Annotated in this window: 12 protein-coding genes; 6 read left to right on the forward strand and 6 right to left on the reverse strand. The window is 47.0% G+C overall.

The features are described from left to right. Positions 1-45: 45 nt before the first annotated feature. Complete coding sequence (locus Pcarn_RS08800; RefSeq protein WP_261833497.1) at positions 46-1,479, reverse strand: amidohydrolase; 1,434 nt, start codon at positions 1,477-1,479, stop codon at positions 46-48. 242 nt (positions 1,480-1,721) lie between these two features. Further along, positions 1,722-2,186, reverse strand: a complete 465-nt coding sequence (gene sixA, locus Pcarn_RS08805) for a phosphohistidine phosphatase SixA (RefSeq protein WP_261833498.1) — start codon at positions 2,184-2,186, stop codon at positions 1,722-1,724. Positions 2,187-2,358: 172 nt separating this feature from the next. Here sixA and Pcarn_RS08810 point away from each other — a divergent pair, with 172 nt between their 5' ends. After that, positions 2,359-5,136: an insulinase family protein gene (locus Pcarn_RS08810; protein WP_261833499.1), complete on the forward strand. Its 2,778-nt coding sequence runs from the start codon at positions 2,359-2,361 to the stop codon at positions 5,134-5,136. A 71-nt stretch (positions 5,137-5,207) separates the two neighbouring features. After that, complete coding sequence (locus tag Pcarn_RS08815) at positions 5,208-6,362, forward strand: threonine/serine exporter family protein (RefSeq protein ID WP_261833500.1); 1,155 nt, start codon at positions 5,208-5,210, stop codon at positions 6,360-6,362. A 35-nt stretch (positions 6,363-6,397) separates the two neighbouring features. Here the strand turns inward: Pcarn_RS08815 and Pcarn_RS08820 are convergent, their stop codons facing one another. Further along, positions 6,398-7,645 carry a dipeptidase gene (locus tag Pcarn_RS08820; protein WP_261833501.1) on the reverse strand — a complete coding sequence of 416 codons (1,248 nt, stop codon included), beginning with the start codon at positions 7,643-7,645 and terminating at the stop codon, positions 6,398-6,400. 111 nt (positions 7,646-7,756) lie between these two features. On the opposite strand from Pcarn_RS08820, the gene Pcarn_RS08825 reads away from it, so the two are divergent. Then, positions 7,757-8,734, forward strand: a complete 978-nt coding sequence (locus Pcarn_RS08825) for an AraC family transcriptional regulator (RefSeq protein ID WP_261833502.1) — start codon at positions 7,757-7,759, stop codon at positions 8,732-8,734. Here Pcarn_RS08825 and fadJ read toward each other — a convergent pair. Continuing rightward, positions 8,731-10,833, reverse strand: a complete 2,103-nt coding sequence (fadJ, locus tag Pcarn_RS08830) for a fatty acid oxidation complex subunit alpha FadJ (RefSeq protein WP_261833503.1) — start codon at positions 10,831-10,833, stop codon at positions 8,731-8,733. The genes Pcarn_RS08825 and fadJ overlap by 4 nt on opposite strands. Beyond that, positions 10,833-12,140, reverse strand: a complete 1,308-nt coding sequence (fadI, locus tag Pcarn_RS08835) for an acetyl-CoA C-acyltransferase FadI (RefSeq protein WP_261833504.1) — start codon at positions 12,138-12,140, stop codon at positions 10,833-10,835. The genes fadJ and fadI overlap by 1 nt, the downstream gene beginning before the upstream one ends. A 405-nt stretch (positions 12,141-12,545) precedes the next feature. Between fadI and Pcarn_RS08840 the strand changes: the two genes are divergently transcribed. The 3 genes from Pcarn_RS08840 to Pcarn_RS08850 all read left to right on the forward strand — a co-directional run bounded on the left by Pcarn_RS08840 (position 12,546) and on the right by Pcarn_RS08850 (position 15,389). Beyond that, positions 12,546-13,127, forward strand: coding sequence for a sigma-70 family RNA polymerase sigma factor (locus Pcarn_RS08840; RefSeq protein ID WP_390904426.1), 582 nt, complete (start codon positions 12,546-12,548; stop codon positions 13,125-13,127). Further along, positions 13,120-13,842, forward strand: a complete 723-nt coding sequence (locus Pcarn_RS08845) for a DUF3379 domain-containing protein (protein ID WP_261833506.1) — start codon at positions 13,120-13,122, stop codon at positions 13,840-13,842. Before Pcarn_RS08840 ends, Pcarn_RS08845 begins: the two co-directional genes overlap by 8 nt. 305 nt (positions 13,843-14,147) lie before the next feature. Further along, entirely contained in the window at positions 14,148-15,389 is a 1,242-nt protein-coding gene (locus Pcarn_RS08850; RefSeq protein ID WP_261833507.1) for an OmpP1/FadL family transporter, read from the forward strand. A 150-nt stretch (positions 15,390-15,539) separates the two neighbouring features. On the opposite strand, the gene Pcarn_RS08855 is transcribed toward Pcarn_RS08850, so the two are convergent. After that, positions 15,540-16,226 (reverse strand): DNA-3-methyladenine glycosylase I, encoded by a 687-nt coding sequence (locus Pcarn_RS08855; RefSeq protein WP_261833508.1) that lies wholly within the window; start codon positions 16,224-16,226, stop codon positions 15,540-15,542. Positions 16,227-16,276: the final 50 nt, after the last annotated feature.

Below are 16,276 nucleotides of genomic sequence, written 5' to 3' on the forward strand. Positions count from 1 at the left end.
AAGCCCGCACTAAGCGGGCTTTTGTATGTTTGGTACACTCCAAGACTATTTTTCTAGAGCACTAAGTAACATCTCTTTAGATGACTGCAACAGCTCTTGATACTCAGCACGCTGCGCTTCGGTCAGGCTAGATGCTGGGTTCTCGCTAAGATCATTTAGGGTTAGATACTCTCGACCCGCTTTTTTCTGCTCAAAGTCCAGCTTAATCTCCTCAAGTAATACTGGATTTGTCATCAGCTCCAAGCCTTGTGCAGCTAGTGTATGCGCCGCAGAAATCATGCCTTTGCGACCAATGTTGGAACCTACTGATGCCGTCACACCCCACTGGTGGGCAGGGACGTGTTTTGGCCATGCCGAGAATGCAACACCCATGGTTGGCACAATCCAACTTACATCGCCAACATCAGACGACCCGCCTACTTCTACGCCTTTTTGTGGCTCGAGCACAGCATCGGTCAAACCGGCTTCCGGCTTGCCTATTTCACGTTGAATGGTGCGAGCGAACTCCTGCTCCGCCTCACTCCACTGAATTGGGAAATAGCGCTTCAGGTGTGTGGTGATACTCTCCGCGAACCTGTCGTTGGGCATGATGTCATAGATGCCACCTAGATTGGTTACTTGCGACTTGGTCTGCGTCGCCAGACCTGCGCCTCTCGCCATATCTTCTAACCATGCCTTGTGCTTACGCACATCCTCAGCACTTTTACCTCGATAGCGAACCAAGACCTTGGCGTAATCAGGTACCACGTTTACCGCAGCGCCACCTTCAAGCACTTGATAGTGCAAACGCGCTGTTGGCTCAAGCTGCTCACGCATCATATTCGCTGAGACTAAGAATATCTCTGCCGCATGTAGAGCATTACGTCCTTCCCATGGAGAAACGCCCGCGTGGGCTGTAACACCATGCCACTCCATGATCAGATCCACCGATGCGGTAGTATGGAAGTTAACCGCGGTTGTCACATCGAATGGATGATTGTGAAGCGCCACGTCTAAGCCGTCGAATACGCCAGCCGCTACCATATAGTTTTTACCGTTTAAGGCCTCTTCAGCAGGACAGCCAAATACCTTAATAGTGCCCGGAATGCCCTCTTTCTGCATATGATTCTTAAGCGCGACAGCCCCACCAATGGAAGCTGGACCGATTGTACTGTGACCACAGCCATGACCATTACTGTTCTCTGTGGCTTGTTGGTGAGGAGTGATTTCGTTGCCAAGGCTAGGAAGCGCATCAAACTCAACAAGATAACCAATTTCAGGTTTACCCGAACCCCAGGTCGCAACCCAAGAGGTTTCAAGACCGGCGATATTTCGCGCTTCAATGGTAAAGCCGTGCTTCTCAAGCAGCGCACTTTCGATGGCTGAGCTTTCAATCTCTTGATAACTCAATTCAGCTAGTTGCCAAACCCTTGATGAGACCGACCACAGTTCATCGGCAATTTCGGTCACTTCTTGATCGAGTTTGGTGTAATCAGACATTTTAGACTTCTCCAGTATTTATGAATCTATTGCTCTGTATAAGCTGGAGATGAATATAATCCGTCACTTTGATTGCTCACACTTCAATATGACGGACGTCACACGGCATTGAGCCAAGTGAGGAGGTAGCTGCAAAAGAAGTCTCAGGCTAGGTGGACAAGAAAAAGTTGACGCAGTGGCTCTACATTAGATGCTGATAAAACGGAAAGGAAAACCGCCCGCATGCCGCGGGCAACAGGTATTTAAGGAGCGATGTGCCATTCGATAGCACCGGAGCGCTTTTCGAGATCAAAATCTACCGCGGCAAAGCCAGAGGTTGGGAACATTGGAGCCGACATATCATCAACAAACTCAGCCGTTAAGTAGCCCACCAAAGGAAGGTGAGAGACCAATAGCACCGAGTCTAGGCTGCGGGTTTCTGCCAGCGCACAAACGTATTGGTATACATCGTCAGCTTGACCATACGGCGTAATATCGTCTGAGGTTTCCACAGAGCCGGTTGTAAAGTTAGAAGAAATGCAATCCCAAGTCTGCTGCGCGCGGATATAAGGACTGACCAACACCAAATCGAATTGGGATACACCCTGTTCAACCACCGCCTGAGCCACCTGACGAGATTGACTTTCACCTCTATCGGTAAGGGTACGCTCAGCATCAGACTGAGCAAAAGTGCCCGCCTCTCCATGACGCATAATAAATACTTTCATTGACTCCAATTCTCTTAAAACTTTATTCGCTTCAATTGAGCCTACACCATTACTGTTACAAACACTTCGACCAAACAAACATTTCTTAAAAAAAGCGCGATTCTATTTGCTCAATTGCCATGCTCCGTCATACTTGATAACTACAAGCGTTCCAATAACTTAGGTGGCAAAGGTGCACACTAGCCCAAACGACAGCAATCTCTACCGCTCTCTCATTTTGGATAACCAACTCAAGGTTATCTTGGTGCAAGATTCTGAGGCTACTCGCTCGGCAGCATCGCTAGCGGTGCGTGTTGGTCACTTCGATGATCCCGCTGACCGAGAAGGCTTAGCGCACTTTTTGGAGCATATGCTGTTTTTAGGTACGGAAAAATACCCTCAAGTTAGTGATTTCCAGACCTTTATCAGTCAACACGGCGGCTCTAATAACGCTTGGACGGGCACTGAGCACACCAACTTCTTCTTCGAGGTTTCACCTAACCACTTCGAGCCTGCATTAGATAGATTCAGTCAATTCTTTATTGCACCTCTATTTAACGAAGAGGCACTGGATAAAGAGCGCCAAGCGGTGAACTCTGAGTATCAGATGAAGGTGCATGATGATGCTCGCCGCTTTTATCAGGTGCAGAAGGAATCCGTAAACCCAGAACACCCTTTCTCAAAGTTTTCTGTAGGTAATGAAGAAACCCTTGCAGACAGAGAAACCGGCTCTACCCGAGATGAAATCATAGCGTTTCATGCTGAGCATTATTCGGCAGATCTAATGAGCCTAGTCCTCGTCGGCCCGCAAGACCTGAATAACCAAGAACAGCTGGCCAGGACTCTATTTAGCGATATCAATAATCAAGACTTAAAGGACAAAACGGTTTCTATCCCGCTACTGACCGAGAAGCAACAGCAACTTTGGATAGAGCTAGAGCCAGAAAAAGACGTGCGTAAGCTAAGTCTTTCCTTCTCTTTTCCCAACATGCATTCGCACTACAAGACTAAGCCACTCTCCTATCTAGCGCATCTGATTGGCTATGAAGGGCCGGGGAGTCTAACCCTTTACCTTAAAAACAAGCACTGGATTACCTCACTTGCGGCCGGTGGTGGTGTAAGCGGCAGTAACTTTAGAGAATTCACGGTCGGCTGTCTTCTAACCCAAGAAGGGCTCGAACACACTGAAGAGATCGTTGAGCTTATCCTCTCTTACATCAAGCTAGTGTGTGAACAAGGGATCGAGGATTGGCGCTACTTTGAAAAACAGGCAGTACTCGAATCGGCGTTTCGATTCCAAGAATCCATCAAGCCTATGGACCTTGCCAGTTACCTGACCATGAATCTGCAGAACTACCCTATCGAAGATGTCATCTACGGCGACTATCGCATGAGCGATTATGATGAGGGGCTGATCCGAAGCTTCATTCCTTACTTTTGTGTAGAGAACCTCAGGGTTTGGGTGACGGCTAAAGAGCGTCACTATGATCGCAAAGCTAAGTGGTACGACACCCCTTACTCTATGACTCCATTTAGCGACGAACAGATCGCTCGTTGGAAGAATCCGAAATCCGTTGATGAGTTTTTGCTTCCGCAGAAAAACCCGTTTATCAGCTACGATTTGGACCCTAAACCTTTAGATGGTGATAAACAACTGCCAGAGCTAATTGAGGAACTGCCAGGCTTTCGTTTATGGCACCTACAAGAGCCAAAATTCAGAGTGCCTAAAGGCTCTTTATATATAGCTATCGATAGCCCATGCTCGGTCGAAAATCCAAAGAGCATAGTCACCCTTAGGCTTTGTGTAGAAATGTTTATGGAGACCATGTCCCGCCTCTCCTATCAGGCTGAGATTGCGGGAATGGGCTATAACATGTACGCCCATCAAGGTGGTATTACCCTTACGCTAAACGGCTTTAGTGAGAAGCAGCCTCAGCTACTTCGCATGATTCTAGATAAGTTTGCCACCAGAAATTTCGATCCTGAGCGCTTTGAGATCATCAAGGCGCAGATGCTAAGAAAACTCAATAATGCCAGCAAAGACAGGCCCCTTTCTCAGCTATTTAACAACATGGCTGGCCTGCTACAACCCAATAACCCGCCAGCACGAGTGCTTCTAGAAGCATTGGAGCAGGTGACAGTAGATGAACTGCCAAAGTTTGTAGAGCAGTTCCTAGGTAAGCTCTATGTTGAGATGTTTGTTTACGGCGATTGGACTCGAGATGCGGCTGAAAATGTTGCTAGCGAGCTTAAAGATGCCCTTAGAGTAGAAAACCAAGAGTACAAAGAATCGCTGAGACCTTTGATAAAGCTTGGTGAGAACGGCACCTTCCAGCGCGAGGTATGGTGCAATCAAAACGACTCTGCGGTGGCCGTTTACTATCAAGGGGCGGATTCGGAGCCAGAAACCATCGCTACCTTTACCCTAGCCAATCACCTTATGTCGTCGGCTTTCTTTAATGAAATCCGCACCAAGCAACAACTGGGCTATATGGTAGGCACGGGCAATATGCCAATGAATCGACATCCGGGTATTGTTGCCTACGTGCAATCACCAGTGGCACCTCCAAGCCTTCTTATTCAAGCTATAGATGAATTCCTAAACGCCTTTTATATGGTGCTTTTGGAGCTTACCGAGGCGCAGTGGCAAAGCAGTAAGCTTGGACTTATTAATCAGATCGGTGCGCCAGATACCAATATGCGCGCTAAAGGGCAAAGGCTGTGGGTGTCCATTGGTAATAAAGACCTGGATTTCAATAACCGAGAAAAGGTGGTCGAGAATCTGCACAAGCTTACTCGCGCGGATATGATCCGCTTTGTAGTGGACAAGCTTAAGCCACGCACCTCGAATCGCTTGGTGATGCACACCCAAGGTGAGTCTCATCAAGATGCACCAAAGCTCGCTCTTGGCCAAGAAATCGGATCTATTAAAGAATTTCAGCTACGACCAAAAGATATCGAACTCGGTTAGCTTTATCGTTTGCGCAACTTCTGTTACATTCGGGCGAAATTTTCCCCTGAACCGAATAAACGCTCGAAACTATGGATCAGAAACAACGCGAAATCGTCGAGTTTGGTGATACCCTTCACCGCAGTGGCTGCCCTCCTTACAAGGTAGAAAAGTACACCCAACTGTATGCAAAACAACAAGGCACCGAGGTTATGGTTCAGGCTCTACCGACCTCGGTTAACTATCAGTTTATCAGTGACAACAGTAAGGTTGTAATGCGCCGTATGGCGCCAGCCTCTATTAATCTTGCTTTGCTCTCCCAAACAATTGAACGCTTACACAGCCCAGAAAAAAATAAAGTCGAAAAACCCTTCTTCTATCCAAAATGGGTAATGGCGCTGGCTAATATGTCCATCCCTCCTGCCTACTTGATGCTAGTGGGTAGCACTATGGAAGCCATTGGGTGCTCAGTGGTTCTGGGCTTTTTAGTCTGGCTGGTTCAATTAATGCTAACCGACAGACGCAGCATCGCTATCGAATTCGTTTCAGCACTTTTGGTGGGTGTCTGCATGGCGTGGCTCAGCTCAACGGGTTTACCTATCCCAGTCTATGCCTTGTGTATTGCCTCTGTGGTCTTGTTTGTACCCGGCCTCTCCATCGCCAACGCCCTAGAGTGTCTCGCCTTTAACGATCTCGTCTCTGGCACTAGCCTGTTGGGACAAAGCGCCTTGGTCCTACTCAAGCTATTTATCGGTATCTTTATGGGTATCCATATTGGTGAAAACCTTTGGGCTGCATCTCACTCCATCAACTACACCAATGACGTGCCGGTCTGGCTACACGTTGCTGGTGTGCCTCTGATTTCCATCGCTATCGGCGTGATATTTAATGCCAAGCCTCGCGATATGATGCTAGGTCTGCCAGTGGCAATTCTTGGTATGTGGGGACCGCTGTATCTAGACTTTGGCAGTGGCTGGATCGTGGGAACTTGGGTGACCACTATGCTCATCACCTTCTATGGCACTTGGCTTGCCAAGATCATGAAGCTAACTGGCTCTATCTATATTTTGCAGGGCATCATCATCTTGGTACCGGGGAGTCGGGTACTGGTCAGCGCCAGTCAGACGGTATTTGACCAATCCATATTACCAATCCCCAGCATAGGCTTGTCAGCACTATTCATGTTCTCTGCAATTGTGGCAGGACAAGTGACCGCTTATTCGCTCTATCCGCCGAAAAACGGTTAGAAAAAGAGGTTGGGATATCCCAATCTCTTTTGGTATTACTGCCAATTAGCCTCATACACTCGCATTAGGTTTTCACCCAAGAAACCTCGAATATCAGACTCTGACCATTCATATTTATCTTCCAGCACTCGGGCCACGCCCCAGATATCACCGCCGCTAGCATTCTGGGTAGGGGCACCAAAGCCTTTCTCCGGTGGATACTTGTCTACCACACCGATGAAGGCCTTTAGGAAATCCTGGTAGGTGTGTGAGTAATCTGAAGCAAAGCAGGTATGGTCTCGACCTACTAGGTCACCCACATAATCAACATGCTCAGCAATGTCCTCCATAGTTGCCGTGCCCTCTTCATTCAAGAAAAGCCCCACACCTACCGAGCACACCGCACCCTCTGTGCTCGCGATAGCGCGTATAGCCTCATCATCGATACTTCGGCCATGATTACGCAGCGCTTTAGCATTCGAATGCGTAGCAAGCACCGGCTTAGTAGAAAGGTTAGCGGCATCAATACACGCCTGATTTGAGGAGTGAGAGCAATCTATGATGACACCCTCTCGGTTCATCTTTTGAATAAACGCTTTTCCCAGTTCAGAGACACCCGCATTAGTACCACTTTGACCACCACCCGCTAAGGCATTGTCGTTGTTGTAGGTAAAGTTCATCACCATGATGCCATTCTCTTTCGCCCACCCGACCTTCTCTAAGTCTTGCTCTACAAAATCTGCACCTTGAGAGTTGTACATGATCGCCATCTTGTCTTCGGCTTTTGCTCGGCGGATATCTTCAGCTCGTACTACGCGAACTAGGTCCATCTCTTCAGAAACCTTATTGGTTTTCTGGATAGTTTCTTCAAATGAGACATCGTTGACCCCTTCAAACGCCCACACAGATGTTGAGATCAGGGTAATGCCATTATCACGATTCTTTTCTACCGCTTCTGCAAACTTCTCTTCGGTCACACCTTGAATGCCGACACCCGATGGCATTAAGGAATTGATCACGATTGCATCTTGATAACGCTGTTTGATCTGCTCGTCGCCCGTCCTGTCCTCTGGTGTACGACCGGCATCGAAGAACTGAGCCACATATTCTGCCCGCTCGTTTATCTCATCTTGGGATTTACCACGAGGATTCCAGAGCTTCGCCTTTACATCTACATCTGACACAAAGCCCGCATCTGTTGTCCAACCATCCTTGACGTGTTTATGCTCATGTCCAATCTCATGAGCCACCGCAGTGCTGCAGATCGTCGCACCGATAATTAGAGCCACGAGGGTCTTTTGCATCATTAATTCCTATGAGTTCGCCTTTAACTGCGTCCATCTTAGGCTCTTAATAATTACTAAAAGACCATTTTATGACATACACTGACACTAATTATTCGATTCCGGTTTTGTATGCTCTCTATCCTAGAATCTAGAAGCCTATATGCTTCAATTAACTATCTAAAATCTCAAAAAGCGCCTGTATCAGAGTGGTTACACGACTGCGGCCTGCCACCCTCCCTTTTAGACCAAGTAGAGAGCCGAGTCCCCTCTGTAGGATGGTGGAAGCTGCTAGAGTTCGCCGCAAGCAAACTTGAGAACAACCAGTTAGGTGTGAATATCGAAGCCCAAGACCGCGGTTTTTCATTGATGTCTCAGTTTGGTTCTGCCATTTATCAAAGCAAAACCTTGGCAAGCTGCTGGCATGAAGTTGCCACCCTTAGCCATACTCAATCAAGCAATGCCGCCTTAAGCTTACATACTACTGAAAAAGGGCTGTGGCTTTTGGGAACTGGGACAGAGCAGAGGGTTGAACACTACCCTCAGATAGAGCAGTTAGTGGTGTGCAATTTTATTCGTTTAGGCCGCTTCAAGCTCGGAGAGGGCTGGGCGCCGGATGCCATTAAAGTCATCAACAAGCAAAACCAACTACTCTTCTCAAAGCTATTTCCAAATGCAGATATCATTTTATCTAGCGAAACTGGCGTCTTTTGTTACCGGAAAAGTAGTGTTCCAAGTAAGTCTGAACTTTCCAACCATTCTCTATCTGAACTCAGTTTTAGCGAACGCCTCTATCAGCTTCTACTGGCCTTTGCACCCCACGGGTTGCCAAGCAAAAGGTACTTCTTAGATAAATTAGAGCTCAGTAACCGACAACTAAGGTCTCGCTTAGAGCAAGACAAGGTCACCTATCGAGAACTAGTCAACAAAGCCAAGCTAGAAGCCGCCAAACAGTACCTACGAGACAGCCAACTAAAGGTGATAGATATAGCGTATATGCTTGGATACCAAAACCCCAACCACTTTAGCCGCGCCTTCAAAAAAGCAGAAGGAGAAACCCCTTTGAAATTCAGACAAAAAAAAAGGCCGGTAAACCGGCCAAATTTTTAGTAGAAAGTGCGATTTTGCTCTGCCCTATCCAGCATCGCCTGACATGGCTTGAATCTTTCGCCGTACTTGAGTTCAAACTCACCCATCTTCTCGATAAGTTTATCCAGCCCATAATGATCCATGAACCGGAATGGACCACCGGTGAATGGAGGGAAACCAATACCAAAGATGGCACCTATATCACCGTCTCTTGCGCTGGCAATAATTCCCTCATCCAGACAGCGCACCGCCTCGTTAAGTAGCGGAATCACGCAGCGAAGGGCAATGTCATCCTCAGAGATAGACTTAGATGGCGTCAACTTCAGCAGACCATACACCGACTTGTCGACCTTCTTGTCTTTACCCTTATAGGTATAGAAACCCTTGCCGACCTTACGACCTTTACGGCCATCATTAAGCAAGGTGTCGAACAGGTCTGGGCCTTGGAATCGGTCACCTAATTCATTCACCAAAATCGGCATTATCTTGGCACCGATATCCACACCCACCTCATCAAGTAGGGTGATTGGGCCAACAGGGAAACCAAAGTTGAGCAAGGCGTTATCTATGTGCTCTATTTCTTGCTCCGCCATCAAAACGTGTGCAGCTTCATTCATATAAGGTGCAAGAATACGGTTTACATAAAAACCCGCACTGTCTTTGACTACGATAGGGGTTTTACCCTGCTTTCTAGCCAGCGCAACCACAGTAGCTACGGTTTCATCTGAGGTAGTCGCATGAGGGATAACCTCCACTAACGGCATCTTCTCTGCTGGACTAAAGTAATGCAGACCCACTACATTCTCTGGCTTAGAAGCACCCTCTGCAATCTGATGGATAGGCAGAGAGGAAGTGTTGGAGGCAAAGATAATATCTTTGTCGCTAAGCGCTTCCACCTCTTTAACCATAGACTGCTTAAGCGCCAGGTCTTCAAATACCGCCTCGATAACCACTTGCGTCTGCTCAAAGCCTAGATAGTCTGTACCGCCTCGTAGTTGCCCCATCTTCGCCTGAAGCTGAGCTTTGGAAAGGATGCGACGTTTACGTTGCTTGCTAAACAACTTGTAGTTGTATGACAGAGCGTTAAGCACCCCATCCTCAGACACATCTTTTAGCTTGACCGGCACCTTGGCTTTACCAAGGGAGACATGGGCAATACCCGCACCCATTAAACCGCCACCTAGCACGCCTACTTGATTAACCGTGCGGGGTTTCGCATCGCCAAAATGTTCTTTTTTCATCTCGGTAGTTGCGAAGAAGATAGAGCGAAGCGCCTCAGACTCTGGGGTCATCACCAACTCACCAAACTCGTTCGCTTCTTTCTCTAAGCCTTTTGCAAAGCCCTTCTCTAAGCCATACTGCATCACCTCAAGGATTTTATCTGCTGCAGGGTAATTACCACGGGTTTTTGCTCGAGTCTTTTTCGCTGCTTGATCAAAGATAACCTTACGGCTAACCGAGATATTAGAGATAAGCTTCTCTTTAGGTGGAGTCTTGCGCTTAGGTTTCGATTTAGTAGCGAACTGCTTGGCAACCTCAAACAAGATAGAATCCGGCACAGCGGCATCTACTATACCCAGCCTCTTGGCTTTCTTTGCACGTACCTGCTTGCCGGTAAGGATAAGATCCAGCGAAGCCATCAAACCGATAAGGCGAGGCAGGCGCTGTGTACCACCAGAGCCAGGCAACAGACCAAGCTGTACCTCAGGAAGACCAAGGCGGGTAATATCATCATCACTACAAACGCGATAGTCACACGCAAGCGCCAACTCTAGACCACCGCCAAGGGCCGGACCATGAATGGCCGCCACAACGGAGAATGGCAGTTTCGACAACTCGTTAAACATCTCTTGCCCCGTAGTGGCAAGCTTAGTGGCCTCTTCGGCACTGGTACACGCATCCAACATACGCACATCCGCACCCGCAACAAAGTTGTCAGGTTTGAGCGAATGGATAATAAGGCCTTTGGCATCACTGCCTTTTAGCTCTTCAAGGATAGATTTGATCTCATCGGCAAAGGCTGCTTGCAGGGTATTCATCTTCTCGCCCTGCACATCTATTGAGAGCCAAGCAAGCCCTTCGCTGTCGATGGTTAAATTAAAGGTTTTTACATCACTCATTATTCCACCTCCAGGATCATAGCAGCGCCCAAGCCACCAGCAGCACAAGCGGTATTCAACGCTAAGCCGCCGCCTCTGCGTTTCAGCTCTCTTAGGGTTTGAGTAATCATACGAGCGCCAGTTGCAGCAAATGGGTGACCATAAGCAATAGAGCCACCTAGGACATTGAACTTGTCCATATCAACTTCACCAATAGCTTGGCTTCTACCTAGTTTTTCTTGGGCGAATTTATCGCTGGCAAACATCTTGAGATTGGCAAGGGTTTGAGCGGCGAACGCTTCGTGCATATCGATAAGGTCAAGATCGGCCAAAGAGATCCCTGCTCTGTCCAAAGCGATTGGCGTGGCGTAAGACGGCCCCATTAACATATCTTTTTCCACTTGTGTGGCACTGAAGGCATAAGAGCGAATAAAGCCGAGGATCTCTAAACCAAGCTCTTTGGCCTTGCTCTCCGTCATCAGCATAATTGCGGCTGCGCCATCGGTCAGCGGAGTGGCATTTGCTGCAGTGACAGAGCCATATTGTCTATCAAAAGCAGGTCTTAGCTTGGCATAACCCTCAATCGTGGAATCAAAGCGGATGTTATTATCTTTATCTATCCATGACCTATAAGGCTCAGGATAGGCAGTCATCACTTCATCACGCACTAAACCTTCATTCCAAGCGTGTGCGGCCAAGGAATGAGAGCGATGTGCTAGCGCGTCCTGATCTTGACGAGAAATACCATGGGTCTTCGCCATCTGCTCGGCGGTTTGCCCCATAGAAAGACCAGTAGAGTACTCTGCAACAGCAGGTGGCACTGGCATAAGGTCTTTGAGTTTGAAATCTTTAAGAATCTTTAGCTTTTGAGAAAGGGTTTTGGTTTTACTTAGCGCCAAAAGATTAGCGGCTAGAGATTTGCTCACTCCGATTGGCAGAACAGATGACGAATCCGCACCGCCAGCAATACCCACTTCTACACTACCCGCCATGATAGACTCAATGACGTTAGCCGTAGCTTGAAAGCTGGTCGCACAGGCTCGGGTAACACTGTAGGCATCGGTATTAACATCCATGCCCGTTCCAAGCACTATCTCACGAGCGATATTGGGTGCAGCCGGCATCTGCACCACCTGACCAAACACCACCTGGTCAATCAACTTAGGGTCAATATCGGTGCGAGCAAGCATCTCACTCACTACCATCTTGCCCAAGTCTAGGGCCGGAACATCTTTAAATTCAGTACTTTGCCTTGCGAACGGCGTTCTAAGGCCAGCGACGACAGCGATTCTGTCTCCCTGACGCGTAGTCAACTGCTGTATTCCCATTACACTTCCTTTATCACAGGTCAGACCTGATCCAGTGTAACGAAATTGTTAATGAGTTCAAAAGATAAATTTGCCAAACTAGATCTAAGGCAAAAAAAAACCGCACCCAGAGGTGCGGTAATATACTGTTAATTCAATGTACTACTCATTGAATCTCAATCTCACTGAAAAAGGATGGCTCTAACAGAGCAAAAATGTGGTAGTGAGCAAATTGAAGTCAGTCTAAAAGGAAACCGTCATTGATTGCTTTAAATAAGCAGATTGAATGACTGGTCGCTACTATAAGGACTATGGATATTGATTCTTTGAAATAGATCAAACTTTGCTTGATGATCACAAGTTATTACGCAAATCTATAGATGGTAATGCCTGACCTTGTAACAGCCCGCTCACAAAGGAGGTAGTGTGGCCGTATTAAATCTTTTCAAAAAAAAGCAAAGTCCGCGAAATAAAAATTCGACTTCCTCGGTCGAATCTAACATGGACAAGCAAAGAAAATACGAGGCACTAGTTCGTGCCTATCACAAGGACCTGTTTAGATACGCTTATTGGTTGTGTAAAGACAAAAGCGTGGCAGAAGACCTTGTGCAAGAAACCTGTCTACGGGCATGGAAAGCTCTAGATTCTCTGCAGGACGAAAAGGCGGCTAAGTCATGGTTAATCACTATCTTACGCCGTGAGAATGCTCGCCGATTCGAACGTAAGCAGTTAGACCTAGTTGATATTGATGACCCCGGTAACGAGGGTCAGGTTAACGATGATGGGTTTCATCAAAGGGAATGGCTTCAAGCCCAGATTATGCGCCTCGATATTGAATATCGGGAACCATTATTTTTGCAGGTCATTGGTGGGTTCAGCGGGGAAGAGATCGGAGACATTCTGGATCTCAACAAAAACACCGTGATGACTCGACTGTTTAGAGCTCGAAACCAGCTCAAAGACCTATTGGATTCAAGTAAAGAAACACAGGGGATGCAGAATGGATGATTTAGAATTTCGTCGCCGCATCATGTCAGACCCCAAAGCGAGAGACGAGGAGCTGATCGCGGCCATAACGGCAAATGAAAGCAATGCGAGATTTGCTGACGACGTGTTAAGCCTAGATGCGCGAATCGAACAAGCGATGCGTGTTGATGCGCCAGATAATCTGGCCGACAAGATACTGTTTCAGCAGTCCACAACTGAAAAGGTTGTAAGACCAAGTTTTGTGAAACGTCATTTTGCGCTAGCCGCGTCTATCGCCTTTGCCTTTGGTGTGATGGTAGGCCAATTAAACTGGACTCCGGCTGTAGTGCCAACTGCGCAAGCGAGTCTAGCGGACACCGCGATGGACCACGTTGTGGCTGAAAAACCGTTTATCCGTAACTTGGATGAACAAGCTGACTCAGCTCAAGTGAACATGAAGCTGTCTCCATTTGCTTATCGCTTTAAAGAGACCTTCCCTTATCACGTGTACTACCTAAATCACTGTGGATTTGGTACAAGTAACGCCTTCCATATGGTGTTCCAAGGTGAAAAAGGCAAAGTTACCCTGTTTATTACCGATATCCCATCGGAAAATGCAGCTAACTTCGTCGATAGAGAAATGTCAGGTACTTTGATGCCACTCGAAGGCGCTTCTATGATAGTTGTCGGTAGTATGGACGAAGACGTAGAGAAGATTGCTAAGCACCTCTCTACTATTATTGAACCTAAGGCATAGGTATAAACTGCATATAAATCATCCCCTTAGATCAACTATTGCTAAGGGGATCCCACTTCCCTCCCATTTTTCGAACCAATAATTGACTTAGAGCAATAACTCTATAAATAACCATATTCCAGATTTTTTACGTTATATAGCGCCCAGTTTGCGATTTTCTATGGAATTTTCGTAGTGGTCTGAGTTGTTTAAATTAGAATAATCAATAGTATCAGCCGACCTTAATTATAAATGCCCACGAAAATGAGGGGCAAAACCGGTTGATACGCTAGGAATTTGGCGTAAAACATAAGGAACAAGTTAACATGAATAAGACGCGTGTTTTTCAACGCTCTCTACTTGCAGTTGCAGTAGCAGTAACCACTTCTCAGGCTCACGCAGCAGGTTTCCAACTTAACGCACAGTCAGCGACAGGTATCGGTCGTGCATTTGCAGGTGACGCAGTAATCGCAGATAACGCGTCTTCTATGGCTCGTAACCCAGCGACAATGGCCCTTTTTGATAAAACTTCTTTGTCTCTAGGTTTTGAAACCATCATTACTGACATCTCTGTTAAAGATTCAGCTGCACCATCTATCTATCCAGACTACGACGATGTTGGTGGTACATCTGTAGCACCAAACATCCACTTGATCGTTCCAGTAAATGACAAGTTTGCATGGGGTGTTAACGCGTACTCAAACTTTGGTACTAACACTGACTTCTCTGATAGCCCTCAGTACAATAACTCTCTATTCGGCGGTGAAACAGACATCCTGAGCATGAACATCGGTCTTGCTGGTTCTTACCGCTTGAACGAGCAATGGAGCTTCGGTGCGGGCCTAGATATCATCTATGGTAAAGGTACTCTACGTCGTGGTAACCAAGAGCTTAAAGCTCTTGCTGGCCCAGCAGGTGACCTTCTTTTCCCTGGCAATGACTTCATTAACGTACAAGACGCGGAAGGCTGGGGTGTAGGTTTCAACGTAGGCACAGTTTACGAGCTAAACGAAAATAACCGCTTCGGTTTATCTTATCGTTACAGCCCAGAAATCGAAGCTAAAGATGACGCTGGTCAAAAGATCACTCTACCACTTCCAGACATGGTTGAATTCTCTGGTTACCACCGAATCCAAGATACCAAGTTTGCGGCTCACTACTCTGTACAGTGGATCGGTTGGAGCGCATTTGACGTAGTTGAGTTCGAAAACCTTCAAGGTCAAGGCATGAACGCGAGCGGTAGTTACGAGTCAGTATACGATTGGCAAGATGGCTGGCGCTTCGCCATTGGTGGTACTTACTACCTAAGCGACGCTTGGACACTACGTGCTGGTTACATGCACGATACCAGCGCTCAAGACGAAGTTACTTCAATCTCAGTACCTGACTCAGATCGTAACTGGTTCTCTGGTGGCTTCACTTACCACTTCAACGAAGACCAAAACCTAGACTTCGGCTTTACTTACCTAGTAGGTTCAGACACTGATGTTCTAGACCAAGGTATCCTAAGCGCAACAACTCGCGCGGATGCTATCCTAGTAGGTCTTCAGTACAGCCACCAATTCTAATATTGGTTTGACTGAAACCAGCTAAAAGAAAAGGTGTTGAACTTGGTTCAACACCTTTTTTGTTTTTAAGGTGATAAGTTTGTCAATGAAGATACCAGCTTAAGAGCACGCCAGTATCACGTTTACCGTTGAGACTAGGATATACGGTCTTTAAACTCGATTATCACCACAACTGAAGGCAATAACTTGACTAATTTGGGTAAGGCTTCGACCTGATTCTTGTTGCCATTCACAAAAGGCTTTGTTGGCCGAAGTTCGTGCTCGTTTTGTGTCGCGACCACCTTCTACAATCTTGTAGGCTCTTAGATAACTTTCAACATCTGATGACATGATAAAAGTGTCTACGCCTAGCTGTCTTAAGGCGTACGGACCCGTATTACCACCTAATCGCTTACCGTTTTTCTTCAAGTAGTCCCAAAGCTCTGTAATTCGCTCTGCTGGCCAGTTCGCTACCATATCGGCGAAAGAGCCGTGTTCGCGCCTTGAGCCAATGATCATTTGGGCATTGGCTTGTATGGTCATTACCTTGGCAAAATGTCGAATAATGCGTGGATCTTGCGCCTTTTTCTCCCACATCTCATCAGAAAGCATCAAAAGATGCTCAGGCTTAAAGCCGAAGAAGACCTCTTCAAAGTTTGGCCACTTCTTACGAACTACCGACCAAGAAATCCCTGATTGAAACACCTTCTGACTGAATGCAGCCAACCAGCGATCATCAGGTATTTCAGCAATCTCATCATCAAACAGTGGCGATGATAAGCGTGCTTCAAGCTCAGCTTCCCCACCCTTTCTTTCCGCAGCTCTAAAATAGATATCTTCAAACTTTTCTAGATTCATATTCACCTCTTTTTCTACCACTAGGTTACTCATTTTTGAGGCAACAAAAA

Source organism: Vibrio ishigakensis, from assembly GCF_024347675.1.
GTDB classification, from domain to species: Bacteria; Pseudomonadota; Gammaproteobacteria; order Enterobacterales; family Vibrionaceae; genus Vibrio; species Vibrio ishigakensis.